Source organism: Flavobacterium nackdongense (genome assembly GCF_004355225.1).
GTDB lineage: Bacteria > Bacteroidota > Bacteroidia > Flavobacteriales > Flavobacteriaceae > Flavobacterium > Flavobacterium nackdongense.
In genome coordinates this window covers 2,212,067-2,237,996 of record NZ_CP037933.1, presented here as the reverse complement: position 1 = coordinate 2,237,996, position 25,930 = coordinate 2,212,067, and the positions used below count along the sequence as shown (strand labels likewise).

Genomic DNA, 25,930 nt, shown 5'->3' with positions numbered 1-25,930 from the left:
AGAAATAGTAGATAGGAAATAAAAATTATGGAAGTTAAAGTTAGAGATGCCTACGCAGCCTTGCGATATAGAGAATTCAATCTATTTTTATTATTGCGTTTCGTCATGGTTTTCGCCTGGTCGATGCAGTTTATCATTATCGAATGGGAAGTTTATAGTTTGACCAAAAGTGCCCTTTCACTGGGGATGATTGGATTAATGGAAGTAATTCCCGCTATCGGAATGGCTTTGTTTGCTGGACATATCGTCGATCAAAAGGAGAAAAAAGGAATGCTTTTGAAATGTATTTTCGGATTTGCAATTATAAGCCTCGGGTTGTTTTTATTGACTTGGCCCAAAATAGTAAGCGAATGGTCGACGGAAACTATTTTATATTCTATTTATTTTCTGGTCTTTTTAGGTGGTTTGGTGCGCGCTTTTCTGGGGCCAAGTGTTTTTTCGCTAATGTCTTTAATCGTTCCTAAAAAAGCCTATCCCAATGCAGCCACTTGGAGTAGTTCGGTTTGGCAAATTGGTTCGGTTGTTGGGCCTGCAGTGGCGGGATTTTCGATTACCTGGATTGGCGTGCATTGGTCGATGTGTGTTATTTTTGCGTGTTCTGTCTTGGCTTTAATGTTGTTGACTCAAATTTCAAAAAAACCTATTTTGAATCCAAAAATTGGAGAACCGGTGATGGAAAGTTTGAAAGAAGGCATAAAATTCGTTTATACTAATAAATCAATTTTAGGAGCTTTAACGCTTGATATGGTGGCGGTACTTTTTGGTGGAGCTGTAGCGCTTTTGCCTATTTTTGCCCAAGATATTTTGAAAGTGGGCCCCGAAGGATTCGGAATTTTAAGGGCTGCGCCAGCGGTGGGAGCTTTATTAACCATGTTTGTTTCGGCGCATTTGCCTTTTTATAAAAATGCCGGAATCAAGTTGTTGGCAGCTATTTTTGGGTTTGGAGTTTGCATTATTGTTTTTGGACTATCGACTTGGTTTTGGTTGTCGGTTTTTGCCTTGTTTATGAGTGGCGTTACTGACGGTATTTCGGTAGTAATTCGACAAACGATTTTGCAGCTCAAAACACCCGATTCTATGCGAGGTCGAGTAGCGGCGGTAAATTCGATTTTTGTAGGTTCATCGAATGAATTAGGTGCTTTCGAAAGTGGATTGACGGCTAAATTGATGGGCACAGTGACTGCGGTTGTTTTTGGCGGAAGTATGACACTTTTAATCGTAGTTTTTACAGGGATTAAATTGCCGGGATTTAGAACTCTGGATTTGCAAAAAGACTTGGACGAACACGAAAATCACAAATAATTAAATGTTTACCATATAAGTAGCATATAAGTAAGTTATAACCCGTTGGGTGTAATTATTTGAAGTAAAATAAATTGAATAAATATTGGTCAAGATACTGAAATTCAGTATCTTGAAGTCGCCAAACAAACCAATATTTATGTCAAATATAGTAAAAAAATATTTAAGAGTTTTAGAAGTTATAAGTTCTTTAAATTGTGAATTAGAATTTAAGACTGGTGTCGGAAGAAAACATAAAATGTCTGATTTAGAGATAGTTGCATTAAGTTTAACTGCGGAATTTATGTCAATTGACAGTGAAAATTCTTTATTTAAAGAGATAAATAAACAACAAATTCCTAACTTAATTGACCGAAGTCAGTTCAATAAAAGAAGGAGAAAATTATTTTTCTTTTTAGAAGAAGTTAGATTAAAATTAGCATCTCATTTTTTAGAATTTGAAAATTATTTCATTGTTGATAGTATGCCATTGGAGATATGCAAATTTGCTCGTCATAACAGAATTAAAATCTGTAAAAAAGATTTTGAAACTGCTCCGTCTAAAGGATTTTGTGCCTCACAAAACAATTGGTTTTATGGTTATAAACTTCACGGTGTTTGTTCAATAAATGGTGTTTTTCATTCATTAGATATTACAAAAGCTGAAGTTCACGATGTCAATTTTTTAAAAAATATAAAAGAACAAATGTCTGATTGTGTGGTTCTTGGCGATAGAGGATATTTATCTGAATCAATTCAGTTAGATTTATTTCAAACAGTAAATATCAAATTGGAAACGCCAAAAAGAACAAATCAAAAAGACTATACGCCTCAACCTTATGTCTTTAGAAAATCAAGAAAAAGAATTGAAACATTATTTTCACAATTGTGTGACCAGTTCAAAATTAGAAACAATTATGCTAAATCTTTTGAAGGATTTAAAACACGGATTTTAGCAAAAATAACGGCATTAACATTGGTTCAATTCATCAATAAATTTATTTTTGATAGACCAATAAATAATATTAAGAATCAAACAATTTAATTACACCCAACGGGTTAAGTTATATTCTACTTATATAGTTTTAAAAATCAAACTTCTTCACTACAAAAGTCTCGCAATCAAAATCACCATAAGTAAAATAACTAATCTAATTGACTAGATTCACATATTCGGAGTTTTCACCAACTATGTTTATAAAATTCCACAAAGATTTTACTTGAAAACAATATAGTATAACTTCCCTTGCCCAAACTATCCCATTTTATTTTTAATGCAGTTTTGTAATTCTAGTTTTACGCTATAATTCTTTTAAACAAAACTATATTTACGAATAAATTATCTTTATGGAAGCAATAAAACTTTTTACCCAAAAAAACAAAAAAGGAATCATTCATTTGGTTGTTTTTGCCATCGCTATTTCTCTTATCATAAGTGTTTTTTCTCATTTTATGTACAACCTTTCGAAATCATATACAGCCTTAGGTGCGATTCTTTATTTTTATATCCATTCGCGGTTTTTACTACCAATACTGATCGAAAAAAAGGCTTTAAAAATGTATTTTTCACTAACATTAGGTTGTTGCATCTTCTTAAGTGTAGCCATTTGTTGGTTTATGGCTTTACACTCCAGTTTTGTTACTTTTCATGAAGATTATTCACCGACTCATCCAACAGATTTTTTAGACAAGGCTTCAATAATAAACTTTCTTTCTATCTTTTTTCCAATACTTATCATAGTCGGATTCTGTTCATTTATATACTATCTGTTAATTCATGACATAAAAAGTTTTTCTCCCCATTTAGAAATCCTTTTCAATCAAATATTCCTGATGAGTATTTTTTATTTTGCTGTATTTACACCTCAAATGGGAACTAAAGAAAACCTATCCGTAGCGCTACTATTATCCGTATTTTATATTAATACTTTTTTAATCACACCTGTTTTATTGGAAGAAAAAAAGAAATTCCGTTACAGTTTTTTATTGATTTTACTTTCTTCCGTTTTCTATATTTTAATATACAAAATTTTAAGTAACCCTTTTCGAGATACTAATTCTGGAGAAGATGTTTTCTATGTATTTCTTACCTTGAGTTCTATCTTATTCATAACACTATTTTTATCTTTCCTATACGGCTATATTCGTATCAAAATAAAAGCAAATCAAAAGTCATTTGAATTAAAATTAGAAGCCAAAGAATCGGAGTTAAGTTTATTAAAATCTCAGGTCAATCCTCATTTTTTATTCAACTCACTAAATACTTTGTACGCCACAGCTTTGACCGAAAATGCACCAAAAACAGCGGAAAGCATCGCCAAATTGGCCAGTTTGATTCGGTACATGCAAGAGGATATCAATAAAGATTTTATTCCACTTCAAAATGAAATCAAATACCTTCAAGATTATATTGCTATTCAAAAATTACGTTGTGCGGTTGAACCGGAAGTTGAAATACAATTTGAAAATTTTGAAAATCATTCTATTAGTCCTGGACTATTGATTCCCTTTGTTGAAAACGCATTTAAATACGGAATTGACCCATCTACGCTTTCAAAATTAAAAATTTCTGTAGTTTGTGATGACAACAAAATAACTTTCGAATGCATCAATAGTTATGATGAAAATTATAAAACCTATTATAAGGAACAAGGATTTGGTATCGGAATCGAAAATGCAAAACAACGATTGGAGTTAGTTTATCCAAAAAAGCATACTTTTGAAATAGTAAAAGAAAATGGTAACTTTTCTATTAAAATAGTTATAAATACTTCAATATAATGATAATAGCCATTGCAATAGACGATGAACCCAAAGCGATTGAGGTTATAAAATTCCATACCTCTAAAATGGAAAATTTAGATCTGATTGCTCACTTTTACCAGCCAAAAGAAGCGATAGCGTTTTTAAAGCAAAATCCTGTTGATTTGATTTTTTTAGATATCAATATGCCTAATATGTCTGGATTGGAAATGTTGGGAGCGTTACGATTAAAACCAAATGTGATTTTCACAACAGCATATGCTGATTTTGCTCTCGAAAGTTATTCTTATGGTGCGATAGATTATTTACTAAAACCATTTGAGTTTGACCGATTTCAAATAGCGGTACAAAAAGTAGAAGAGCGCATTTCGTTTCAAAAAAATAAAAATCCTTTCTTTTTTATAAAAGATGGCTTTAAAAATATTAAAATCAAATTCGACGAAATTTTATATATCAAAGGTTCTGGTAATTACTTGGATATTGTCCTGAAAGAAAAAACATACTGTCCAAGAATGACTTTTATTGAACTCATTGAAAAGTTACCCACATCGGAATTTGTGAGAATACATCAATCGTATATTGTTAATGTAAACACTATTGATAGAATTGAAAACAATCACGTTTATGTAGAGAAACATGAAATCCCTATAAGTGGGAGTTATAGAGAATTATTTTTCAAACGATTAAATTTATAAAGTAGCTAGTATTTCTTCACTTCAAAAGCCACTTCATCAAAAACGTGATAAATAAAAAAACTAATTTAGATTTGCAAAAAAATTGAAGGAACATGAAAACCATAAATAATTGAAAGCTAGATTAAATAAAGTAAAAGACAAAACTACCGCACTTTTAAAGCAAGGTTTAACTCCAAAGGAATTGAGTCAGAGCATTATTGTTTCGGGATTGCTTTCGATTATTCCGATTCTTGGCGTCAGTACTTTTATGATTACTACAGTTGGTCTGAAGCGAAAATTGAATTTACCCCTAATGATTTCGCTCAGTTATTTGATGTGGCCAGTTCAGATTTTTTTGATAATTCCTTTTATAAGAGTTGGCGAATTTATTTTTTCTGTTCCTCGCAATCATCATACAATCGAAGAAATTATCAGTTCTTTTCAAAGTAGTTTTTTTCAAACTCTGAGTCAGCTTTCCTTTGAATTACTTTGTGGTTTGGGCGGTTGGCTACTAACCGCAGTTCCAGTTGCTATTGGAATTTATTGGGTGTCGCTTTTGTTTTTGAAAAGAAATTAAACAGACAAGTAATTTATTATTCAATTGGAATATAAAAATCAACAATAGCGATTTTTTCAGGATGCTCATTGAAGTTGTTGTGGTAAATTTCAAATGGATTTCGGTCTGCTTTTTTATATCCATTTTCGTTCATCCAAATAAAAAGACCCGTCCAAGATTTTTCAAATTCATCGAGTCCAATTTCAAAATGACCTACTATACACTTCCCTTTTTCGATAGTGGTCAAGCCAATTTCGCCCTCAATTTCGGTTTTTTCGTCTAAAATAAGGCAAGCACTCCTCCGCACTTTATCGGGTTCGGTGATTTTGTAACTGTCGTAATAAATGGTTGCCATTTTCGAATCTTCCTTCAAAAGACCTTTTGGGATTGCCCACTGAACGAGTTTGGCGTACGCATTTTCTAGGCCAATGTGTCCAATGTGCGTGATATAAGCCAAATCCAATTTTGGCATTTCTTTGATTTCAACTTTTGCATTCATTTTAATCCAATTGATGAGGTTAATACTGTTGCAAATGTATTCTTCAAATAATCCATTTTCTTGTCCATTCTTGCTTTCAACTTGACTAATCTTGCTAAGTTTTGGCTTTGATTTTTTAAATTCAGAAGGACTGAGTCCGTAAAATTTTTTGAATGTTCGTGTAAAAGAAGAGTTGCTGTTAAATCCGTATTGAAGAGAAAGTTCGGTAATACTTACGGTTTTTTGATGCAAAAGTGTCGATGCTGTTTTTTCAATTCTTTTGCGAGTAATGTAGGCATTTAGCGTTTCATTAGTTATCGCTTTAAAAATGCGATGCAAATGAAATGGAGAATAAAATCCAATTTTAGCAATGGTTTCTAAGGATAATTCCGAGTCCAGATTTTCATCAATATAAAGTAATATGGCATTTATTCTTTTGATGTAATCTTCGTTCATTTTATTGGCTCTACTAAGTTGTGAATGAAATATTTATATAAAAATGTAGTTATTAACCCGTTGGGTGTAATTCAATTTAATTTTTTTAAACACATAGAATCATAGTTTTTTATTAATTTTATTAAGACGCTTCGCTTGATTTTAGTAAATCATAGCTATGTGAACCCAAGAACTGGGCTATCCAACTCTTTTTTCTATGATTCTATGCGTTTCAATTTTACTATTTCTAAAAATTTAATAATTTCACCCAACGGGTTAGTTATTAATCTAATTCAGCATCTATTTTTTTAGTTGGCAGACTGCCATTTATGCGTCTCAAAAAAAAATGGCTCACCAAAAGTGAGTATGGTCTTTTAATTGAAAAAAAATGTGCCTGATTTTTTATTAATTTTTAAAACGACTTTTTTTGAGATGTTAATTTCTCTGTTTTTATAGGTATTAATGAGTCGGAGTTTTAAATTGACAATTTCAACAGTATCCATCGTTTCATCTATGGTGTAGTAAATGGTGAAATCTTTGCTCCCGAATGCGTTTCTTTTTTTTCTCATGTTGTTTAACAAACAAAACTCTTCCAGCAACTTGAGGTCTTTTGTGTTAATTTTAATGTTTATAGATTCAAATTTTGAAAATTCTCGTGGATAAGTTCGTCCTTTCGAAAGTTTTTTATTAAAACTCTCATAAGTCATAGTATGTGTAATTTCGTACTTATCGAACCCCAAGTATTCTAAATATTCGCTTCGATATTCGATAGTGCTTAATTCTAGGTTAGTTTTATTGTCATGCAACTTAATTGAAGAATACCAAGGAATTGAATCTTCTAATTTTATTTGATCGGTGATTAATGCGATACCTTGCTTTCTAGCTTTTTTGATTAGTTCAAGTTGCTCGCCAATTTTTTTAGTTTTAAATTCAATGCCAATATCTCCGAATTTATCTCCGAATTTGCCGTTTTCATTAGGCTGAAATAATTCTAAGGTGGCCGATTTTCCGATGAAATATTTTCCTTTATAAGATTCTTTGTTTGTGGTAGTACTTATTTCTTTGCAAATAAATAAGGTATCTTTTATAAAACTATTGGTAAATATGTTGTTGTAAGTTTCGGAGTCAATACACAATATTATTGTGTTGCAATCAGGTAATTTTCGCTGCTGTGTGAACGCTACGTTAACAACTAGTAATGTTATTATTATGAATTTCATGAAATAAGCGTTAATTAAAATTCGGCATTGCAACAATTAAATGATATTATAAAGCAAACTTCTTCAATTCAAAAGTTTCTCCATCAAAAACACCGTAGGTAAAATAACCAATCCAATCGCCTAGATTCACATATTCGGAGTTTTCGCCAACAGCAATTTTCATTGGCAAATGACGGTGCCCAAAAACAAGGTAATGGTACTGTTTGGTTTCCAGTTTTCTTTTGGCATACAAAATGAGCCATTCATTTTCTTCGCCCAAAAATTTCACATCTTCATCGCCTGAAATGAGTTTATTTTTTACCGATAGATAATGACCTAGTCGCACACCAATATCGGGATGCAACCAACGGAATAACCATTTCGAGAGTGGATTCGTAAAGACTTTTTTCATTCGTTTGTAGCCTTTGTCGCCAGGGCCTTTTCCGTCGCCGTGACCAATTAGGAAGGTTTTTCCGTTGAAAGTATATTCCTGATTGTCTCGATAAATAGGAATGTTCAATTCTTTCTGAAAATAATCATTCATCCACAAATCGTGGTTGCCCACAAAGAAATAAATAGGAATTCCGCTGTCACGAATTTCGGCCAATTTGCCTAAAACTCGAACAAAACCTTTGGGAACCACTGTTTTGTATTCGAACCAGAAATCGAATAAATCGCCCAACAGGAAAATCGCTTCTGCATCTTTTTTGACTTCGTCGAGCCAAGCCACAAATTTTTGTTCTCTCGGGAAACTCAATTCAGCAGTGGGCGCACCAAAATGCTGGTCGGAGGCAAAATATATTTTTTTGTTGGGTGTCATTTAAGAAATGTAGCTTTTCGAAATTTGAATTAATATTTTGGAATTTGGAATTTAAAAAATTTGGAATTTCTTAATGATTATCACTGGCGAACCATTCGGCAAAGGATGATTCTGTTTCTTGTAATTTCAAAGAAAAAAGATTGATATTTTCAGGCAATCTACTAATAATCCTTTTCGAAAAATCGACTACCATATTTTCGCTTGTAGGCTGATAATCGACCAGAATTACGTGATGTCCGCGAGATTTTAGTTCATTGGCCAATTCGATATGTGGGGTGTTTTGATTGAAAACGGTAGCGTGATCAAATTGATCTACGATTTCCTCTTTTACAATTTTTTTCAAATCAGTAAAATCAATCACCATTCCATTTTTTACGTTCGACATATCGTTGATGGGTTCGCCTATAACCGTAACTGATAATTTGTAACTGTGTCCGTGTACGTTTTTGCACTTACCATCATAACCGTAAAGGGCGTGACCGGTTTCGAAACCAAACTGCTTAGTAATCCTGATTTTGCTCATTTTATTTTTATTTGTGTGCAAATTTAGTGAATCTACTCCTTTCTATCCGATTTTTTTGCCCGATAATACATCCAGTAGGCGAGACCGGCTAACACCACCAGAGGAAGAAATGAGCCGATAAGTACGCCAAGTTGATAGGCGTCGTCGGGTGAATTTTTTATTTTTTCTTCGATAGTCGGTTGTTGCAAAAGTAAAATCAGGGCCTTCATTATTTATTTTTTAAATTGATTCAAAGCATTTCTAGAAAAATCAGAAAGCACTAGTTTTCCCGAAATTTCTGCCCTTTCGTATAATAAAGTATTCCAATTTTCGGTTCCCTCCCAAAACACTTTCTTCATTTCGATCAATGCTTCAGGATTGTATTTTGCTAATTTATTGGCGAAAGCCTCGATTTCAGTATCTAATTCGGTTGTGGTTTCAAAAACTTTGGCAAATAACCCTTTATCGTTTGCCCAAGCGGCTGTTTTCCATTCGGTTTCCAAAGTCATTTCAGTCATAGCAGTTTTTCCAATTTTTCGACTAACAGCGGGTTCTATCACAAAGGGTCCAATCCCTATAGCTAATTCCGATAATTTTATAGCACTTTCTTGGGTCGCCATAGCATAATCGCAGGCGGCAATAATACCAACGCCTCCGCCAACCGCTTTTCCCTGAATTCGACCTATAATTATTTTCGAACAGTTGCGCATGGCATTCAATACATTGGCAAAACCCGAAAAAAATTGGGTGGCTTCTTCTGCATTGGATACAGCCAAAAGCTCATCGAATGAAGCGCCCGCGCAAAAGGCTCCTGAACCGCTACTTTTTAAAATAATTACGGAAACAGTAGAATTATTGCTCAAAGAATGGAGTTCATTAGTCAATCGATTCAGCAATTCAGTCGGAAAAGAATTGCTCGCAGGATGACCGAATTCCAAGGTTGCGATAGTATTTTCGATTGTAGTTATAATAGAACCGTTTGGGTTTTGAGATTGCATTGGATTGATTTTGATGTAAAGTTAAAAATATTAAGTAAAGCAAGTTATTTTTTTTTGAAATTTGGATTGTGCTGTAATTATGTGTTATATTTGCGCAACAATTTTGGGGATGTAGCTCAGCTGGTTAGAGTGCTTGCCTGGCAGGCAAGAAGTCGTGGGTTCGAGTCCCATCTTCTCCACAGTTTAATTAGAATTTTAAAAACCCTTCCTTTTCTATGAGAATTGGAAGGGTTTTTTAATTTAGTTTTTTGGTGATAATCCTATTATCGAACTACTTATGTTAATTATCCTGACATGCATCTGAATATTGGTTCTTTTTCTTTTCATATTTTGACATTTATTGTTTTTTATCCGTCCTGTTTAGTTCGCAGATCATCATTGCTGATTATCTCATCGATTACTACTTTATTTTGGTATTCGATGATTTTTAATTGTGACTAATTATTGCTTATGCTCATTTCATAAAGTTTTATTAACACCACCGTTTTTGTAAAAGTATCTTACTATTTTTGAAACAATCAATAAATAATTTACTTATGAAAATTCAATTTAATACAGACAAGAATATTGAAGGTCACGAAAGATTGGAAAAATTTTTTAGTTCCGAATTAGAAAAAGATTTGGCGCGTTTTGATGATAAAGTGACTCGAATTGAAGTGCATCTTGGTGACGAAAATAGTGATAAAGGCGGAGTTAAAGACAAACGTTGTATGATTGAGGCTCGACCCGTAAAGTTGCAACCTATAGCAGTAACCGCTTTCGGTGATTCAATCGAAAAGGCCTTTTTTCTAGCCTCAGAGAAAATTAAAAAAGTCTTGAGCACCGCATTCGACAAACAACAAGTACGCTAAATAGCAATAGAAGTGTTTTTTGTTAATTCGACAGGAACAGTCTAGAAAGTCTTACTTTTTAGACTGTTTTTTTATTTCTATTCGGCAGCGTAAGGACTATTATTTCTTTTGTTTTAATGGAAGCGAAGTTTGTTACCCAGAAAACCATGTATTAGTAAATAAAATACTATCTTTAGGCTTGATAAAATGAAGTATAATGAAAAAATTATTCGACAAAGTAAAGCGTTTGTTTTCTTCTAAAGGATTTAAAAAAGTATTCAAAATTCTTCTGTATTTCGTTCTTGGGTTGTTTGCTTTGATTGTCATCAGCGCCATCGGTTTGCGAATTTATTTCGAGATGAATAAAACGGAGATCGTTGGGAAAATCAACACTCAAATCAACGAAAACATCAATGGCGAAGCCAAAATCGGGGATATTGGGTACAAGTTTTTAATCGGATTTCCTAATTTTACGGTTGTTTTAAAAGAGGTCGAACTGAAAGACAGTTTGATTGCCATTCATAAAAGGCCAGTCCTGAAAGCAGGAGAAATTGAAGTGCGTTTGAATGTTTTAAAGTTGTTAAAAAAAGAAGTCAACATTCGTAAAATAGTCATCATCGACGCCAAAATTGATTTGTTTGTAGACAAAAACGGAGTCAGCAATTCCAATATTTTTAAACCTAAAAAATCAAAAACTAAAAAGTCGAATAACACCACGACAATCAATGAGGTTTACCTGAAAAATGTCAACTTTATTTCCGAAAACCAAAAGGGGAATAAATTGTTCCATTTTGATGTAAAATCCCTAAAATGCAAAATTCTCTACACCGAACAAGGATGGAAAACCGATGTTCGGCTAAATACTTTTGCCAAGAGTTTGGCGTTCAATTCTCTGAAAGGAAGTTTTGTCAAAGACCAAGAGATTAGCGGTGACTTAATCGTTAATTTTTCTCAAGAACTAAATAAAATTAGTATCGTTACTCAAGGCTTTAAAATTGGTGAGGATGATTTTAAAATAAAAGCTAATTTCAATGTTGGAAAAGGAAATTCTCTTTTTGACATTGATATCAGAACCCAAATTAAATGGGGGAATGCTTCCAAATTGTTGGCCAATAATATCAGTTCAAAACTAAATAAGTTTGCACTAAATGATCCACTGCAGGCTTCGTGTGTGATCAAAGGCGATATGAGCGTAAAAGGCGATCCGGAAATTGTGGTCAATGCAGAGATCAAGGATGACGAATTGACAACACTGCAAGGCGTGGTAAAAGAATGCAGTTTCCACGGAAAATTTACTAATAATTATAAAAATGGCTTGGGTTGTAATGACGCGAATTCTGCCGTAATCGTCACTGATTTCAAAGGGATTTATAAAGAAATTCCGGTTAGTATTCCATCGGCGATCATCAATAATTTAGAAAAACCTGTGGCGACGGGTAAATTGAATACCAATTTTGAGCTGCCCAAATTAGGCAGTTTCATAGATGAAGATTTCATCACCTTTACTGGCGGAAAAGTCAAAGTGAATTTTGATTTTAAAGTGGATATCGTAGATGTAAAATTGCACAAACCTAAGTTTACAGGGGCAATCATTGTAAAAAAGGGAACACTTTCAGTAAAAACTAAAAACATGCATTTTCAAAATACCGATATCGAACTCTATTTTACTGAAGAGGCTTTATTGATTAAGAAAATCAAATTTCAGAACAAGGTCAACACTGTTTTTATGGAGGGCAGGGTGGATAATTTCCTCAATTTGTATTATGATGATCCGGAAAAATTGAATTTAAATTGGAAAATTTATAGCCCATATTTAGATCTTAAACAAATTGTTGGTATTTTGACCTATAATCATCAAGGGAAGCAGCCAGCAGTATCCAAAAGTAAAAAACCATCTTATGATCTTCGAGAGGTACTCCGAAAAGCGCAGGCCACACTAGAGATTCAAGTAGATAAGTTGACATACAAAAAAATGATTGCCGATGATTTTAAGGTTAAAATTGTTTTAGCAAAAAAAGGTTTGTTTGTCAATAATGTTTCAATTCAAGGTTCTACAGGCAGTACATTAAATTTTGATGCGCAAGTAATTCCGCAGGGGAAAACGGTACTTTTTAAAACCAATATACAATTAACAGACGGAAATGTGTCTCGATTTTTAGCCTCGTTCAATAATTTTGGAGTAAAATCGTTTACGCCCAATGATATCAAAGGGAATCTTTCATTCAAGGCCTCACTCATTGGAGTTCTAAATCAAGATCGAGAGTTACTGCCAAACACAATAAACGGAAACCTGGTGTTTAGAATTAAAGATGGAGCCTTATCCAATTTTGAACCGATCCAAAAAATAGGAAAAATTGCCTTTCCCAATAGAGATGTTAAAAATATTACCTTTAGTGATTTAGCAGCTTCAGCCAGTATAAAAGGAAACTTGGTAGACCTAAAAGACTTAAAAGTCACTTCTAATGTTTTGAATATTGATGCTAAAGGAACCTATTCGTTAGCGAATTCAGGTACAAATCTAGCGGTGAAAATACCTTTGCGAAATCCAAAAGACGATTACAAAATAGCCGATCAAAAGGGAAGGGATGCAGTACGATACAAAGGCATTGTTGTTAATTTGCTTGTGGTTGACGGAAAAGATGGACAAACTAAAATAAAATTAGGCAAGCCGTCAGACGATAAATCTAAAGAAGAACAACCGAAAACTACTAAGACAAAATAGTATTTATACAACAGCGCAATTTCAGCTAATAAATTCCCTAATTTTGCCAACTTAATTATTAGATCAAATAATTCGGTATTTAAATATTCAATAGTAGCGTGGGAAGTAAAAATAAGTTAAAAAGATTCAAGGAAAACGAAACGTTCAACAATGTTTTTCAACCAAGTAGAGAGGAAGTCGTAGGCGATTTATTTCCGCTCAGAGGCAAATGGAATGCCGATTTTTTCAAAAATGAGAATCCAATAGTTATCGAATTGGGCTGTGGCAAAGGAGAATATTCCGTTGGTTTGGCTGAGAAATACCCTGCTAAAAACTTCGTTGGTATCGACATCAAAGGTGCTCGTTTTTGGCGCGGTGCCAAAACTGCTGTCGAAACAGGCTTGCATAATGTGGCTTTCATTCGTACCCAAATCGAATTAATCAATCATATTTTTGCTGAAAATGAAGTAGACGAAATTTGGATAACTTTCCCTGATCCGCAAATCAAATACAAACGCACCAAACACCGAATGACCAATTCGGAATTTTTGCAATTGTATAAAAAAATCCTCAAAAAAGACGGCGTTGTCAACCTGAAAACCGATAGCGAATTTATGCACGGATACACTTTAGGATTACTTCACGGCGAAGGTCACGAAGTATTGTATGCCAATCATAATGTGTATGTAAACGAAGGAAGTCCAGAGGAAGTTACTGCTTTTCAGACTTTTTATGAAAAACAATATTTGGAAATAAACAAAGCCATAACCTACATTCGATTTAAGATAAAGGATTAGCCATTTTTTACAGCTGTGACATTATAGATGAATTACATAACGCCATTTTTTTTCGGTTTTCTTAGTGCTGTTGTCGGGATTATTCCGCCGGGTTTGATTAATATGACTGCGGCCAAAGTGAATCATAAAGAAGGTAAAAAGAATGCATTGTGGTTTGTGTTTGGAGCGGTCTTCATCATTGCTATCCAGGTTTTTTTCTCTATTATATTTGCAAAAATTATTCATCGAAGACCCGATTTGGTTGCATTATTACGCGAAGTTGGTCTGGGCATATTTTCAACTTTGACGGTTTATTTTTTTTGGTTGGCCAAAAAACCCAAGGATAAAACCAAAAAACTCGGTGCCAAAAGCGTAACAAAACGATTTTTTCTTGGGATGTTGCTCTCTGCGCTCAACTTTTTCCCCATACCGTACTATGTTTTTGTTAGTATTTCCTTGGCTTCGTATCATTTATTTTCATTTGACACGACTTCCATCTTAATCTTTGTCAACGGAGTTGTAATAGGTTCGTTTTTGGTTTTTTATTTTTACATTTCGTTTTTTAACAAAATTGAAAGTAAAAGGGATTTCATTATGAAAAACATGAATACCATAATTGGCAGTATTACGGGCTTGATTTCAATCATTACTTTGTTCAATATTTTAGAATATTATTGGTAAAATTGGAAAAATCAAACGACAATTTTTTTGAAAAAGTGTATGCGATTGCACGGCAAATTCCATACGGAAAAGTGACAAGCTATGGCGCTATTGCAAAAGCATTAGGAACCGCTCGATCGGCCAGAATGGTGGGTTGGGCAATGAATGCAGCCCACAATCTCGAGGATGTTCCAGCACATCGCGTGGTGAATAGAAAAGGATTACTTACCGGAAAACACCATTTCGAAGGGACAAACCTAATGCAACAATTATTGGAAAGTGAAGGAATTATCGTGGTAGAGAATCAAATTATAGATTTCGAGAAGCATTTTTGGATACCTGAAATCCAGATTTAATATTTTTTTGAAATAAAACCAATAAATCTAGCAATCAACGCTACAATAAATCCTTATTAAAACATTTATTTTAACAACTTTTCTTGGTATCTTTGCACTCGTAAAATTATAATAGAATCAGTTTAAATAAAAATATTATTTCAATAGAATCTGTTCAATTGTAAACGATAAAAAAGAAATGAAGTTAGATAAAAAAGATATTCTTCAAGCTTTAGAAACTATTACTGTTGCTGGAGAAGGAAAAAACATGGTCGAAAGCGGTGCTATTGCCAACGTGGTGACCTTTGCCGATGAAGTTATTATAGATTTGGTATTGCACGTACCTGCTATGCACATTAGAAAACGTGCCGAAGACGACATTAAAAAGACGATTTTAGAAAAGGTTTCTCCTGAGGCCAAAATCACCATCAATGTCAAAATAGAAGCACCCGAAAAAACGATAGCTCCAGACAAATCTATTCCTGGAATCAAAAATATTATTGCTGTTGCTTCCGGAAAAGGTGGGGTTGGAAAATCTACTGTGACAGCCAACTTAGCGGTATCTCTTTCTAAAATGGGTTTTTCGGTTGGAATTCTCGATGCCGATATTTACGGGCCATCAATGCCCATAATGTTTGATGTGGAAAGTGCAAAACCTTTATCTGTAGAAATTGATGGAAAATCAAAAATGAAACCTATTGAAAATTACGGGGTCAAAATTCTTTCTATCGGATTTTTTACGCCTCCAAGTCAAGCCATTATTTGGCGTGGGCCAATGGCTTCAAAGGCGTTGAACCAAATGATTTTTGATGCAGATTGGGGCGATTTAGACTTTTTACTAATCGATTTACCTCCGGGAACAGGCGATATTCATTTGTCGATTGTTCAAGCTTTGCCTATCACAGGTGTAGTGGTGGTCAGTACACCACAAGCCGTAGCACTTGCCGATGCCCGAAAAGGAGTTTCGATGTTCCTTTCGGAAGCTATCAATGTGCCCGTTTTAGGAATTATTGAAAATATGGCTTATTTTACACCTGCTGAATTGCCTGAAAATAAATATTATATCTTCGGGAAAGAGGGAGCAAAAAATCTTGCCGACGATTTACAAGTATCCTTTTTAGGAGAAGTTCCATTAGTGCAATCGGTGAGAGAAGCCGGAGATTACGGACGTCCAGCAGCACTACAATCGGATTCAATTATTGAAGATGTTTTCAACGAAATTACCAGAAATGTGGTGCAAGAAGTGGTGAGTAGAAACGCCAATTTACCCGTTACCGAGGTGGTCAAAATTACCACTATGGCGGGATGTTCTTCTAAAAAATAGTTAGTATACATGAAAAATGAGGTCGTAAATAATGAAAATCAAATGAATACAGAAGAATTAACTGCTAATGTATTAACTGCACTCGATGAAATTCGACCTTTTTTGAATTCGGATGGAGGTGATATTCAGCTTGTATCTATCGAAGCCGGTAAACACGTCACTGTTCGATTGCAAGGGGCATGTACGCATTGCAGTGTGAATCAAATGACACTAAAAGCCGGTGTGGAAACTACAATCAAGAAGTATGCACCACAAATCGAAACTGTTGTCAATGTGGCATAAATAAAATTTTTAAAACGACCACGCTTGGTGCTTGCACGAGCTTGGTCGTTTTATTTTTTGTAAAAACGAATAGTTCGAGTTCCGAACCTAGAACGCCTTGTTAAGAAATGGATATTACAATTAAAATAAAAAACCGAAAAGGTGAACTACACGAAGTAAAAGCCCCGACGGATATGTCATTAAATTTGATGCATATTGTGCGCGCTTATGAACTGGAACCTAACGGAACCATCGGTTTGTGTGGAGGAAATGCCATGTGCCATACTTGTCAATGCTATGCCACTAATAACGTAGATTTACCTGAAAAGAAAGAAGCGGAACTAGCCACCCTTTCGAGATTACCCAATGCCAAAACCAATAGTAGGTTGAGTTGTCAAATTCCTGTAACTCCCGCTTTGGAAGGACTCGAAATAGAAATAGCACCCTTGTTTTAGAGATTTGTTTTGTAGTGCAACTTCAATTGTGAATTACCAAATTAGCTTTTGGAAATAGTCGCGTTACAAAATTAGAATAGGCCAATTCCGAGGGATGTAAACCGTCCGAAGCGACCAACAACGGATTTATTAAACCCTGCCTAGTAATGTCTGTAATAGTGATGAACTCGATGTTTCTCTCGGTGCAATATTTTTGTGCAAAAGCATTATAATTGTCAATTTCAGTAGAAACCTTGGATGGGTTCGTAAGTGACTTTCCAAAAGGGGTATACGCATAATCCGGAATCGAAACTACAATTACATTCGATTTGTCTCCTCTTGCTAGGGAAATCGCTTTTGTTACTAATTCAGGAAATTCATTTTCATATATCGTAAAGGGTCGGTTTTGATATTGGTTATTAACTCCAATAAGCAAAGTAACTAAATCATAATTCGAAGGAAGATTTTGACTGTTTATCGCCGAAATTAAATTGGTTGTAGTCCATCCCGTCGTTGCTATAATTTTTAGCGCGTAGGTGTTTTTTGGATTCTGATCGCCTAGTTTTTTTCGTAATTGTTCGGGAAATCTGCACGTTTCACAAACACTTTGGCCTATTGTATAGCTGTCGCCCAGTGCCAAATAATTCAACTCTCGCGGTAGATTTGTATCTACTGCAACCGGTGGTGCAGTGATGGGTTTTGCTGGTGTGATCGGATCGTCACTGGTACAATTGGCGAAAGCGAGGACAAACCATAAAGCGGCTATCTTAACAATGCTATTTTTCATTACAACTACCATTTTATAATCGATTTCGTTTATGAATCTCTGCTAGAAACACTTAGGTAATTGTAAAATTAAAAAGCTTCTCGTTACCAAGAAGCTTCTGTACTATAATTTATGAATAGTTTAATAGTTGTTTACCACTATTTGAATGCTGGAATGCCTGTAATGTCTAGTCCGGTAATCAATAAATGGATGTCATGCGTTCCTTCGTATGTAATTACCGATTCTAAATTCATCATATGGCGCATAATCGAATATTCGCCCGTGATTCCCATTCCGCCCAGCATTTGTCTGGCTTCTCGGGCGATATGAATTGCCATATCTACATTATTTCTTTTCGCCATCGAGATTTGTGCAGTTGTCGCTTTGCCTTCGTTTCTCAATACACCTAATCGCCAAGTCAGTAATTGTGCTTTGGTGATTTCGGTAATCATTTCGGCTAATTTCTTCTGTTGTAATTGGGTTCCGGCTATGGGTTTGTCAAACTGAATTCTTTCTTTGGCATAACGCAAAGCGGTGTCATAACAATCCATTGCTGCGCCAATCGCTCCCCAAGCAATGCCAAAACGAGCGGAATCCAAACATCCCAACGGTGCTCCCAATCCTGATTTATTGGGCAATAAATTTTCTTTGGGTACTTTTACATTATCAAAAATCAATTCGCCGGTTGCCGAAGCACGAAGCGACCATTTATTATGTGTTTCTGGAGTTGTAAATCCTGCCATTCCGCGTTCTACAATCAATCCGTGAATTCTTCCTTCTTCATTTTTGGCCCAAACTATGGCAATATCTGCAAAAGGTGCATTCGAAATCCACATTTTGGCACCATTCAAAAGATAGTGGTCGCCCATATCTTTGAAATTGGTAATCATACTTCCCGGATCGGAACCGTAATTGGGTTCAGTCAAGCCAAAGCAACCCATAAATTCACCAGAAGCCAATTTGGGTAAATATTTCATTCGTTGTTCTTCATTTCCGTATTTCCAAATGGGATACATTACCAAAGAGGATTGAACCGAAGCGGTAGAACGAACGCCCGAATCGCCTCTTTCGATTTCCTGCATAATCAAACCATACGAAATATGATCTAAACCGGCACCACCATATTCCTCGGGAATATAAGGGCCAAAAGCACCAATATCGGCCAAACCTTTGATGATTTGTTTTGGAAATTCAGCTCTTTGAGCGTAGTCTTCTATAATGGGAGAAACCTCCCGTTTTACCCATTCGCGAGCCGAATCACGGACTAATTTGTGTTCATCGGTCAGTAAATCATCAAGATGGTAATAATCGGGTGCTTGAAATAAGTCTGGTCGCATAATTCAAATGTTTATTTCACAAATCTACAGAAAGAAATATAACAAAACAATAGCAAAAAGTTATATATCTAAATCTTTCTGATTTTGAAGACCAAGATGAAACGGTTCTTAAAAAATATTTAAAAGGCACAATAGCCTTTTACCAAATCCAATATTCCATTTTAACGCCGATGTATTGTCCCCAGTTTTTGCTGCCACTTTGTGCCAAATAAGGAGAATAAAGATTGTCCGCTGCGAATTGATTATAATGAGCAATACTATAAACGAATCTAAAATGAGGTCGTTCCCAAACATCTCGGTTGGCAGTTGGAACCAAGGTTGGGGCGATAGTAAATTTGGTCATTTGAGCAAAATCCTGAGTACCATCTTTGCGCCAAGCAAAATCGAGTTCGTGCAATACATGAAACCAATCAGTGACATAATACGTTCCCCTCGCTCCAAAGGAAATGTCTTGTTTTCTGTTGAATAACATTTGTTTCCCTAAATAATCGGGTGCTTTGTTGAGGCTGTCGCTCGCGCCTCTGCTTTTGGTGTAAATGGCATAGGCATTCAGAGAATATTTTTTACTTAAATTCAACAAAAATGTTTCCGTAAATGCAAAAGAATTGGCTTTCCTAAAGCTGTTGGTTTCCAGGTTTGGTGCGCCATAAGTGGTGTAAGTTCGGCTGCTACCTCCATCGCCACCATTGGCAATTCCCGAACCATAACGCAGGCTGATCGCATTAAAAGAGCCCGGAAGTTTGGTCGAAATGCTTTTGTTGTATTTGGCTCCCAAAACAAATCCATAATCTGCGGGATAACTGTATTCTGAAGTGGCATCTTTGGCTATTCCTGATGGAAGGCGTTGGAATTCACCCATCAATTTCACATATCCTTGTTTGACTTGAATTTCGTGTTCTAAAATCGAAATGTATCTGTTTCGCAATCCTAATGTTGGCGTTCCGTTGACGATATTCAGATAGAAGTTGGGTGGCAATGTCGAAGTTGTATCAATAGAACCCGTAAAAATAACCGAGAACTTAGTGTTTTTATGCTGTATCCCCACGCCTTGTCCGGAATGATCATCAAAGTAAAAATGGTCGATAATGTGAATGTCATCGCCGCGGAACAATCTCGCACCGGCCCAAACACTCCATTCACTACCGTTGATATTTTTGGCTTCGGCAAACAATTCGGGTAAAGCGGTCGTGATGCCACCAAACGATTTGTTGGACACATTGCCTATGAGTTGTCCTTGCGTGGTGTAAAAAGCAAAACGTGCTTGCACACTGATTTTGGTAGATTCTTTCCCAGCAATTTTAGGATTAAAGTGTAATCCTGTTGCCAATTCTAAGTAATCATTTTCTTCGAATCGACCGCCAATAGACCCCATTCCGTTGAGGTTGAGCGATTGTGGGAAAGCGGCTTCTGTTCCTAAACCATAACCTATTCCCGCTCTACCATAACTACCAATAGAAAATAATTTGTTAGAAATAACAGGTGATTGGGCAAATAATCCCAGTGAGAAAAATAAGGTCAAAAAGAGGAGGAGTTTTGGTTTCATAGTTTTTGGTAAGTTGGTTAGGGTTATTATGTTTTTATTTGAAGCGTGCATTGAGCGACTAGCTTTATTGTATTCTTGTAATCTTTTCAGAATCTGATGTTACAAATCCTTTCACATAAATATTGTCTTTTTTTATGGTTATACTGATTGTAAAATGAGATTTGTCTTTGACTATTTGATTTTCGGATATATTGAATTCTACAACTCCATTTCCCTCTCCACTTGCTGTTATATTCAGACTTTCCATATTCAAAGAAATAATTTCGTTTACTGTAAATTCAGCGTAATTATTTATAACACTTTTCAATGTGAACACTTTGGTTATTAATACTTTAACTTGTTCTCCATTGACTGGGATATTCATTGGTATTTTATGTTCAAAACTATCTCCAATTTTAAGCGGATTTTTTGGAAAATCAATATCTGGCTTTAAATCTTTAAAAGCAGATTTTACTGCATTTTTTGTTGGCTCGTTCAGGTTTGGATTAATTATAGTATCAATATTAAATTTATTATCCTCAGAAAGTAAACCAATAATTATTGTTTTAGATAATGGACTTAATCCTTCTTTTCCATCTCCAGAAACAATTACTTCTCCAAACTTCATTGTTGCAGGAAACAGACCGCTTTTATTTGCTTTTTTAGTACTAGTAACTCTTGTAATCCTTGATATACTTTGACTTTTGGTTGTTTTGTTGTTTACGGTTGTTTCGTTAATTGAAGAAATATCCATTTGCAATGAATAAGTTTTCTCTGGATGGACTTTACTCTGAAAGCTAAAAGTGTCTTGGCTATAAGAATAAGAAGTTATTAGAATTAAAAAAAGGATTAGAATTTTTTTCATAGTTCTTAGGTAATGGCTTTTCTAAAGCTTGTTGCTATTCAAACCAAATTTAAGAAATTATCTATTAAATAAATTAAAATTGTCGAGAAATTATTCAAAGGGTAGCATTACATCTTCAAATAAAAATCCTTTGTCAAGGCGATGTATTCTGGAGTGTAAATGTGTCGAGAAGTTTCGATGATTAATTCATCAATAGGGAAGTTGGTAATTTCATTTCGGCCAAAAGCCAAAAGACTGCGTTTGATTTCGGAAGTGGGCGTTCCTTTTACGCGAGTAATTTTTATGGGAAACAATTCCTGTCCTTTGGCTAAAGTCAAGAAAGTGGACTCTTCTTTGAAAGGAATAATAACGGAGAAAATCCCGTTTTCAGAAAGTAATAAAGCGGCAGCTTCAATCAAATCTTCGAAAGGCATTGCATCTTGAAAACGCGCCAAATCGCGTTGGTCGTTACTGGATTTGTAATCTTCGCTATAAAAAGGAGGATTGGAAACGATTAAATCGTACTCGTCTTCGGGTTCTTCGACAAATTCGTCCAAGCCAGCGTGAAAACAAAACAAACGGTCATTCCAAGGGGAATTTTCAAAATTATCGGTTGCTTCTTCGTAGGCTTCTTCGTCAATTTCTAAAGCATCGATTTGTTCTGCCGAACTTCTTTGCGCCAACATCAAAGCAATGATTCCAGTTCCTGTTCCAATGTCTAAAATGCTGAAAGGATTGTTTTCAAGAGGAGTCCAAGCACCAAGAAGAACGCCATCGGTGCCAATTTTCATTGCTGTTCGGTCTTGTTCAAGAGAGAATTGTTTGAATTGGAATTTGGACATAAAGATTTCAGATTTTTCAAAAATTAAACCATTAAGAAAATTAAGGGAATTAAGAAAAAAACTTAATGAACCTTGATTTTCTTAATGGTTCAAAAAAAATATTAAATATACATCTCGATTAATCCTTCCGGTAAATCCATAATGACTTTTTTGTTTTCTCGGTCAATTTTTACCAAGAAATGGTCAATCATCGGAATCAGGATTTCTTTTCCGTCTTTTAAAACTTCAAATAGCGGTTGAGCCGTAGTGTCGTTGATGGATTGAATTTCACCAACAAATCCCAAACGCTTGTCTTCGACTTCAAAACCAATTACTTCGTGGAAATAGAATTTGTTGCCGGTAAGTTTGGGCAACATTTTAAGGGGAAGATATAAATCATTTCCAAGAAGAGCATCGGCTTCTTCTTCGGTGTTTACATCTTCGAAACGAATTCGGAGAAAATCGTTTTTGTGTAGCGAGCTAGTTTCAATAAAAAAAGGAACCAAGTGTTTGTTGCATTCAACAAACACTGATTCCAAGTTTTCGTATAACTCCGGTTCGTCTGTGTCTAAATAGGCTAGGACTTCCCCTTTGAAACTAAATTTTTTGGCGATTTTGCCTAAATAGAAACAATCTTCTTTACGCATTTTCGCCTACTAAAATTATGCTTCTGGTGTTTCTTCAGTTGCTTCTTCAGCAGCAGGAGCTTCTTCTGTTACTTCTTCAGTAGCAGCTTCAACTTCAGCAACTTCTTCTTCAACAGCAGGAGTTGCAGCAGCAATAGCATCTGCTTCTGCTTGTGCAGCAGCAGCTAAACGTTTTGCGTTTACTTCTTGTTCTGCTTTGAAAGCTTTGGCTTTAGCATCAGCTTGCGCTTTAGTTAAACCGTCTTTTTTAGCATCCACTTTTCCAGCTTTTGCTTCTAACCAAGCCGCTAATTTTGCATCAGCTTGTTCTTGAGTCAAAGCTCCTTTACGAATACCTCCATCAAGGTGGTGTTTCAATAAAGCTCCTTTGTACGAAAGAATTGCTTTTGCGGTATCAGTTGGTTGAGCACCATTGTGCAACCATTTTACTGCGCTATCCAAGTTCAATTCGATAGTTGCAGGGTTTGTGTTTGGATTGTAAGTACCAATTTTTTCTAGGTATTTACCATCTCTTTTTGAGCGAGCATCTGCTGCTACAACCCAGTAAAACGGTTTTTGTTTTTTACCGTGTCTTTGTAATCTAATTTTTACTGACATAATCTAATGATTAAATTTTGAGGTACTCGACCTCGATTAATTAAGGGTGCAAAGATACACTTTTTATCAATAAATACTAATTCAATTTGTATTTTAATGAATAGTAATGTATTATGTCGATTTTTCAGCTAAATTTTCTGTTCACTTTCGATTTATAATTTAAAATACTATACTTTTGTTTTGATAAATGGTGCAAAAATTATGAATTGCGCTTAGCGAATTCCATTTTCAAATAAAAAAAATAGTATCTTCAAATGAAAAAACAGTTTCTATATTTATTTCTAATCCTTGCTTCTGTTTCTTGTACTGACGAAGTAAAGTTCAATAATCCTGCTTTTGAAGGACAGAAAGACAATGTTTTTTGGAGAGCTGTTGATACTAAAGCTTCTATTGGTGTTGGCGGTGCCTTAAAGATTGAGGCCTATACCAGAAATGAAGTGGTCACCTTGAAAACGACTTCTGCAAACGTTGGAACCTATTTTTTGGGAACTGGCTCTCTTAATACAGCTTCTTACGTTTTGAAAGATGCTAGTGGAACAGTTACTTTTTCGACTGGAGCGGGAATTGGCGAAGGCGAAGTCGAAATTGAAGAATTTGATGCTGTAAATAAAACAGTTTCGGGGACTTTTAAATTTAATGCGGAGAATGTTGATAACAATCCACTCGCTGGACCTTTTTTGAATTTTCAGTACGGTCATTTTTATAAAATACCGCTAATTGGCTCGGATGCAACTCTGATAACAGCCCCCGCAATTCCTTGATTTTTAAATAAAAAAAGCATAAATAAGCTAATGTATAGTAGATTAGTAAAAAATAAGACTACATTTGCCACAATATACTAAATAAGTACTTATGAATATTTTTGTTGGAAGCCTTCCGTTCAGTATTGAGGAAGCAGATTTAAGAGAGTCTTTCGAGGCTTACGGTGCAGTTGATACTGTAAAAATTATTACTGATAAATTTACTGGAAGAAGTAAAGGATTCGGTTTTGTTGAAATGCCAAGCGACGAAGAAGCTCAAAAAGCTATCGATGAGTTGAATGGAGCGACTGTACAAGGTCGTACTATTGTTGTGAATAAGTCTGAGCCAAAACCAGAAGGCGAAAGAAGAAGTTATAATAACAACCGTGGTGGAGATTCACGCGGAGGTTATGGAAACAATCGCGGTGGTGGCGATAGAGGAGGAAGATATTAATATTTTTTTTCAATCATAAAAAAAAGGTGTCAATGAAAATTGACACCTTTTTTGTTTTGTTTTATGATGATAGAGACGTTGCGATGCAACGTCTCTACAGATAAATTCTATTTATAAATTGGCCACCAACCAATCGCCAACTTCACTAGTCGAATAGGATTTGGCGCCGTTAGCTACTAAATCTTCGGTGACAACTCCTTGTTCTAATGATTTGTTGACAACCGCTCTAATGGCTTCGGCTTCGGCTTTCAATCCGAAAGCGTCTTCAAACATCATCGCTGCTGATAAAACAGTCGCCAATGGATTAGCAATATTCAATCCTGTCGCCTGTGGATACGATCCGTGAATGGGTTCGTACAATGAAGTGTGTTCTCCCACAGAAGCTGATGGCATCAATCCCATAGAACCTGAAATAACGGAGGCTTCGTCAGTCAAAATATCTCCAAATAAATTTTCAGTAATTAATACGTCATAAGAGTTTGGCCATTGCACCAATCGCATAGCAACAGCATCAACAAATTCATAAGAAACGGTCACTTCTGGATAATCTTTTTCCATCGCTTGCACGGTTTCTCTCCACAAACGTGAGGTTTCTAAAACGTTGGCTTTATCTACACAACACAATTTTTTAGAACGTGTCATAGCTAATTCGAAACCTTTTTTTGCTAAACGTTGTACTTCGGCTCTGGTGTAAACACAGTTGTCGAAAGCTGTTTCTCCACCGTCTTTTCTTCCTTTTTCACCAAAATAAATCCCTCCGGTTAATTCTCTTAAGAAAACCAAATCTGTTCCTTCGATTCGTTCTCTTTTTAATGGAGAATTGTCAATCAAAGACGGGAACGTAAAGGTGGGACGCACATTGGCAAACAAACCTAATTTTTTGCGCATCAACAACAAACCTTGCTCTGGTCTAACAGGAGCACTTGGATCGTTGTCGTATTTTGGATGTCCGATAGCGCCAAACAAAACGGCATCAGCTTTCATACAGATGTCGTGCGTTTCGTCAGGATAAGGAACTCCAACGGCATCTATGGCACAAGCTCCTGTCAATGCAGGTGTCCAACTGATCTCGTGGTTGAATTTTTTAGCAATAGCATCTGAAACTTTTACAGCTTCATTTACAACTTCTGGTCCGATTCCGTCTCCGGCTAAAAGGGCAATGTTTAATTTCATTA

General features: G+C 35.3%; 29 protein-coding genes and 1 tRNA gene. 16 read left to right on the top strand and 14 right to left on the bottom strand.

The window, feature by feature from the left end:
* Positions 1-27: 27 nt before the first annotated feature.
* From E1750_RS09565 to E1750_RS09545, 5 genes are all read left to right on the top strand, one after another.
* Complete coding sequence (locus E1750_RS09565) at positions 28-1,302, top strand: MFS transporter (RefSeq protein WP_133276559.1); 1,275 nt, start codon at positions 28-30, stop codon at positions 1,300-1,302.
* Positions 1,303-1,441: 139 nt separating this feature from the next.
* Complete coding sequence (locus E1750_RS09560; protein ID WP_133276558.1) at positions 1,442-2,326, top strand: IS982 family transposase; 885 nt, start codon at positions 1,442-1,444, stop codon at positions 2,324-2,326.
* Positions 2,327-2,628: 302 nt separating this feature from the next.
* Entirely contained in the window at positions 2,629-4,062 is a 1,434-nt protein-coding gene (locus E1750_RS09555; protein ID WP_133276557.1) for a sensor histidine kinase, read from the top strand.
* Positions 4,062-4,739, top strand: a complete 678-nt coding sequence (locus E1750_RS09550; protein WP_133276556.1) for a LytR/AlgR family response regulator transcription factor — start codon at positions 4,062-4,064, stop codon at positions 4,737-4,739. The genes E1750_RS09555 and E1750_RS09550 overlap by 1 nt, the downstream gene beginning before the upstream one ends.
* Before the next feature lie 109 nt (positions 4,740-4,848).
* Entirely contained in the window at positions 4,849-5,295 is a 447-nt protein-coding gene (locus tag E1750_RS09545) for a DUF2062 domain-containing protein (RefSeq protein WP_133276555.1), read from the top strand.
* 16 nt (positions 5,296-5,311) lie between these two features.
* Here the strand turns inward: E1750_RS09545 and E1750_RS09540 are convergent, their stop codons facing one another.
* From E1750_RS09540 to E1750_RS09520, 6 genes are all read right to left on the bottom strand, one after another.
* A complete protein-coding gene (locus E1750_RS09540; RefSeq protein WP_133276554.1) occupies positions 5,312-6,208 on the bottom strand; it encodes an AraC family transcriptional regulator in 897 nt (298 codons plus the stop codon).
* 353 nt (positions 6,209-6,561) lie between these two features.
* The gene (locus E1750_RS09535; RefSeq protein WP_133276553.1) at positions 6,562-7,407 is read right to left on the bottom strand and encodes a DUF5829 family protein; all 846 of its coding nucleotides are present in this window, start codon (positions 7,405-7,407) and stop codon (positions 6,562-6,564) included.
* Positions 7,408-7,453: 46 nt separating this feature from the next.
* Entirely contained in the window at positions 7,454-8,206 is a 753-nt protein-coding gene (locus tag E1750_RS09530; RefSeq protein WP_133276552.1) for a UDP-2,3-diacylglucosamine diphosphatase, read from the bottom strand.
* A gap of 70 nt (positions 8,207-8,276) precedes the next feature.
* Positions 8,277-8,729: a 6-pyruvoyl trahydropterin synthase family protein gene (locus E1750_RS09525; protein WP_133276551.1), complete on the bottom strand. Its 453-nt coding sequence runs from the start codon at positions 8,727-8,729 to the stop codon at positions 8,277-8,279.
* A gap of 32 nt (positions 8,730-8,761) precedes the next feature.
* Positions 8,762-8,938: a hypothetical protein gene (locus E1750_RS17745; protein WP_165698028.1), complete on the bottom strand. Its 177-nt coding sequence runs from the start codon at positions 8,936-8,938 to the stop codon at positions 8,762-8,764.
* A gap of 3 nt (positions 8,939-8,941) precedes the next feature.
* Positions 8,942-9,706, bottom strand: a complete 765-nt coding sequence (locus tag E1750_RS09520; protein ID WP_133276550.1) for an enoyl-CoA hydratase/isomerase family protein — start codon at positions 9,704-9,706, stop codon at positions 8,942-8,944.
* Between the two features lie 105 nt (positions 9,707-9,811).
* On the opposite strand from E1750_RS09520, the gene E1750_RS09515 reads away from it, so the two are divergent.
* The 9 genes from E1750_RS09515 to E1750_RS09475 all read left to right on the top strand — a co-directional run bounded on the left by E1750_RS09515 (position 9,812) and on the right by E1750_RS09475 (position 17,048).
* A tRNA-Ala gene (locus tag E1750_RS09515) sits at positions 9,812-9,885 on the top strand.
* A 357-nt stretch (positions 9,886-10,242) separates the two neighbouring features.
* A complete protein-coding gene (locus tag E1750_RS09510; protein ID WP_133276549.1) occupies positions 10,243-10,557 on the top strand; it encodes an HPF/RaiA family ribosome-associated protein in 315 nt (104 codons plus the stop codon).
* Positions 10,558-10,753: 196 nt separating this feature from the next.
* A complete protein-coding gene (locus E1750_RS09505; protein WP_133276548.1) occupies positions 10,754-13,258 on the top strand; it encodes an AsmA family protein in 2,505 nt (834 codons plus the stop codon).
* A 98-nt stretch (positions 13,259-13,356) separates the two neighbouring features.
* Positions 13,357-14,034, top strand: a complete 678-nt coding sequence (gene trmB / locus E1750_RS09500) for a tRNA (guanosine(46)-N7)-methyltransferase TrmB (RefSeq protein ID WP_133276547.1) — start codon at positions 13,357-13,359, stop codon at positions 14,032-14,034.
* 27 nt (positions 14,035-14,061) lie between these two features.
* Positions 14,062-14,694 carry a LysE family transporter gene (locus E1750_RS09495; protein WP_133276546.1) on the top strand — a complete coding sequence of 211 codons (633 nt, stop codon included), beginning with the start codon at positions 14,062-14,064 and terminating at the stop codon, positions 14,692-14,694.
* Positions 14,695-14,696: 2 nt separating this feature from the next.
* Positions 14,697-15,029 carry an MGMT family protein gene (locus tag E1750_RS09490; protein WP_133276545.1) on the top strand — a complete coding sequence of 111 codons (333 nt, stop codon included), beginning with the start codon at positions 14,697-14,699 and terminating at the stop codon, positions 15,027-15,029.
* Between the two features lie 178 nt (positions 15,030-15,207).
* The gene (locus E1750_RS09485) at positions 15,208-16,332 is read left to right on the top strand and encodes an Mrp/NBP35 family ATP-binding protein (protein WP_133276544.1); all 1,125 of its coding nucleotides are present in this window, start codon (positions 15,208-15,210) and stop codon (positions 16,330-16,332) included.
* Between the two features lie 42 nt (positions 16,333-16,374).
* Positions 16,375-16,614: a NifU family protein gene (locus E1750_RS09480; RefSeq protein ID WP_133278116.1), complete on the top strand. Its 240-nt coding sequence runs from the start codon at positions 16,375-16,377 to the stop codon at positions 16,612-16,614.
* A 107-nt stretch (positions 16,615-16,721) separates the two neighbouring features.
* Positions 16,722-17,048, top strand: coding sequence for a 2Fe-2S iron-sulfur cluster-binding family protein (locus E1750_RS09475; protein WP_133276543.1), 327 nt, complete (start codon positions 16,722-16,724; stop codon positions 17,046-17,048).
* 22 nt (positions 17,049-17,070) lie between these two features.
* On the opposite strand, the gene E1750_RS09470 is transcribed toward E1750_RS09475, so the two are convergent.
* From E1750_RS09470 to E1750_RS09440, 7 genes are all read right to left on the bottom strand, one after another.
* Positions 17,071-17,814 (bottom strand): SGNH/GDSL hydrolase family protein, encoded by a 744-nt coding sequence (locus tag E1750_RS09470; protein ID WP_133276542.1) that lies wholly within the window; start codon positions 17,812-17,814, stop codon positions 17,071-17,073.
* Positions 17,815-17,951: 137 nt separating this feature from the next.
* Positions 17,952-19,130, bottom strand: coding sequence for an acyl-CoA dehydrogenase family protein (locus E1750_RS09465; protein ID WP_133276541.1), 1,179 nt, complete (start codon positions 19,128-19,130; stop codon positions 17,952-17,954).
* A gap of 139 nt (positions 19,131-19,269) precedes the next feature.
* Positions 19,270-20,673: a carbohydrate porin gene (locus E1750_RS09460; RefSeq protein ID WP_133276540.1), complete on the bottom strand. Its 1,404-nt coding sequence runs from the start codon at positions 20,671-20,673 to the stop codon at positions 19,270-19,272.
* Positions 20,674-20,737: 64 nt separating this feature from the next.
* Positions 20,738-21,406: a hypothetical protein gene (locus E1750_RS09455; RefSeq protein ID WP_133276539.1), complete on the bottom strand. Its 669-nt coding sequence runs from the start codon at positions 21,404-21,406 to the stop codon at positions 20,738-20,740.
* Between the two features lie 218 nt (positions 21,407-21,624).
* Positions 21,625-22,338 carry a tRNA1(Val) (adenine(37)-N6)-methyltransferase gene (locus E1750_RS09450; RefSeq protein WP_133276538.1) on the bottom strand — a complete coding sequence of 238 codons (714 nt, stop codon included), beginning with the start codon at positions 22,336-22,338 and terminating at the stop codon, positions 21,625-21,627.
* A 101-nt stretch (positions 22,339-22,439) separates the two neighbouring features.
* Positions 22,440-22,964 carry a ribosome maturation factor RimM gene (gene rimM, locus E1750_RS09445; protein WP_133276537.1) on the bottom strand — a complete coding sequence of 175 codons (525 nt, stop codon included), beginning with the start codon at positions 22,962-22,964 and terminating at the stop codon, positions 22,440-22,442.
* Positions 22,965-22,979: 15 nt separating this feature from the next.
* Positions 22,980-23,561, bottom strand: a complete 582-nt coding sequence (locus E1750_RS09440; RefSeq protein WP_133276536.1) for a 30S ribosomal protein S16 — start codon at positions 23,559-23,561, stop codon at positions 22,980-22,982.
* Between the two features lie 254 nt (positions 23,562-23,815).
* Here E1750_RS09440 and E1750_RS09435 point away from each other — a divergent pair, with 254 nt between their 5' ends.
* Together E1750_RS09435 and E1750_RS09430 are read left to right on the top strand one after the other, a co-directional pair.
* Positions 23,816-24,322 (top strand): DUF6252 family protein, encoded by a 507-nt coding sequence (locus E1750_RS09435; protein ID WP_133276535.1) that lies wholly within the window; start codon positions 23,816-23,818, stop codon positions 24,320-24,322.
* 91 nt (positions 24,323-24,413) lie between these two features.
* Positions 24,414-24,755 (top strand): RNA recognition motif domain-containing protein, encoded by a 342-nt coding sequence (locus E1750_RS09430; RefSeq protein ID WP_133276534.1) that lies wholly within the window; start codon positions 24,414-24,416, stop codon positions 24,753-24,755.
* Positions 24,756-24,866: 111 nt separating this feature from the next.
* On the opposite strand, the gene leuB is transcribed toward E1750_RS09430, so the two are convergent.
* Positions 24,867-25,928: a 3-isopropylmalate dehydrogenase gene (leuB, locus tag E1750_RS09425; protein ID WP_133276533.1), complete on the bottom strand. Its 1,062-nt coding sequence runs from the start codon at positions 25,926-25,928 to the stop codon at positions 24,867-24,869.
* Between the last annotated feature and the right edge of the window lie 2 nt (positions 25,929-25,930).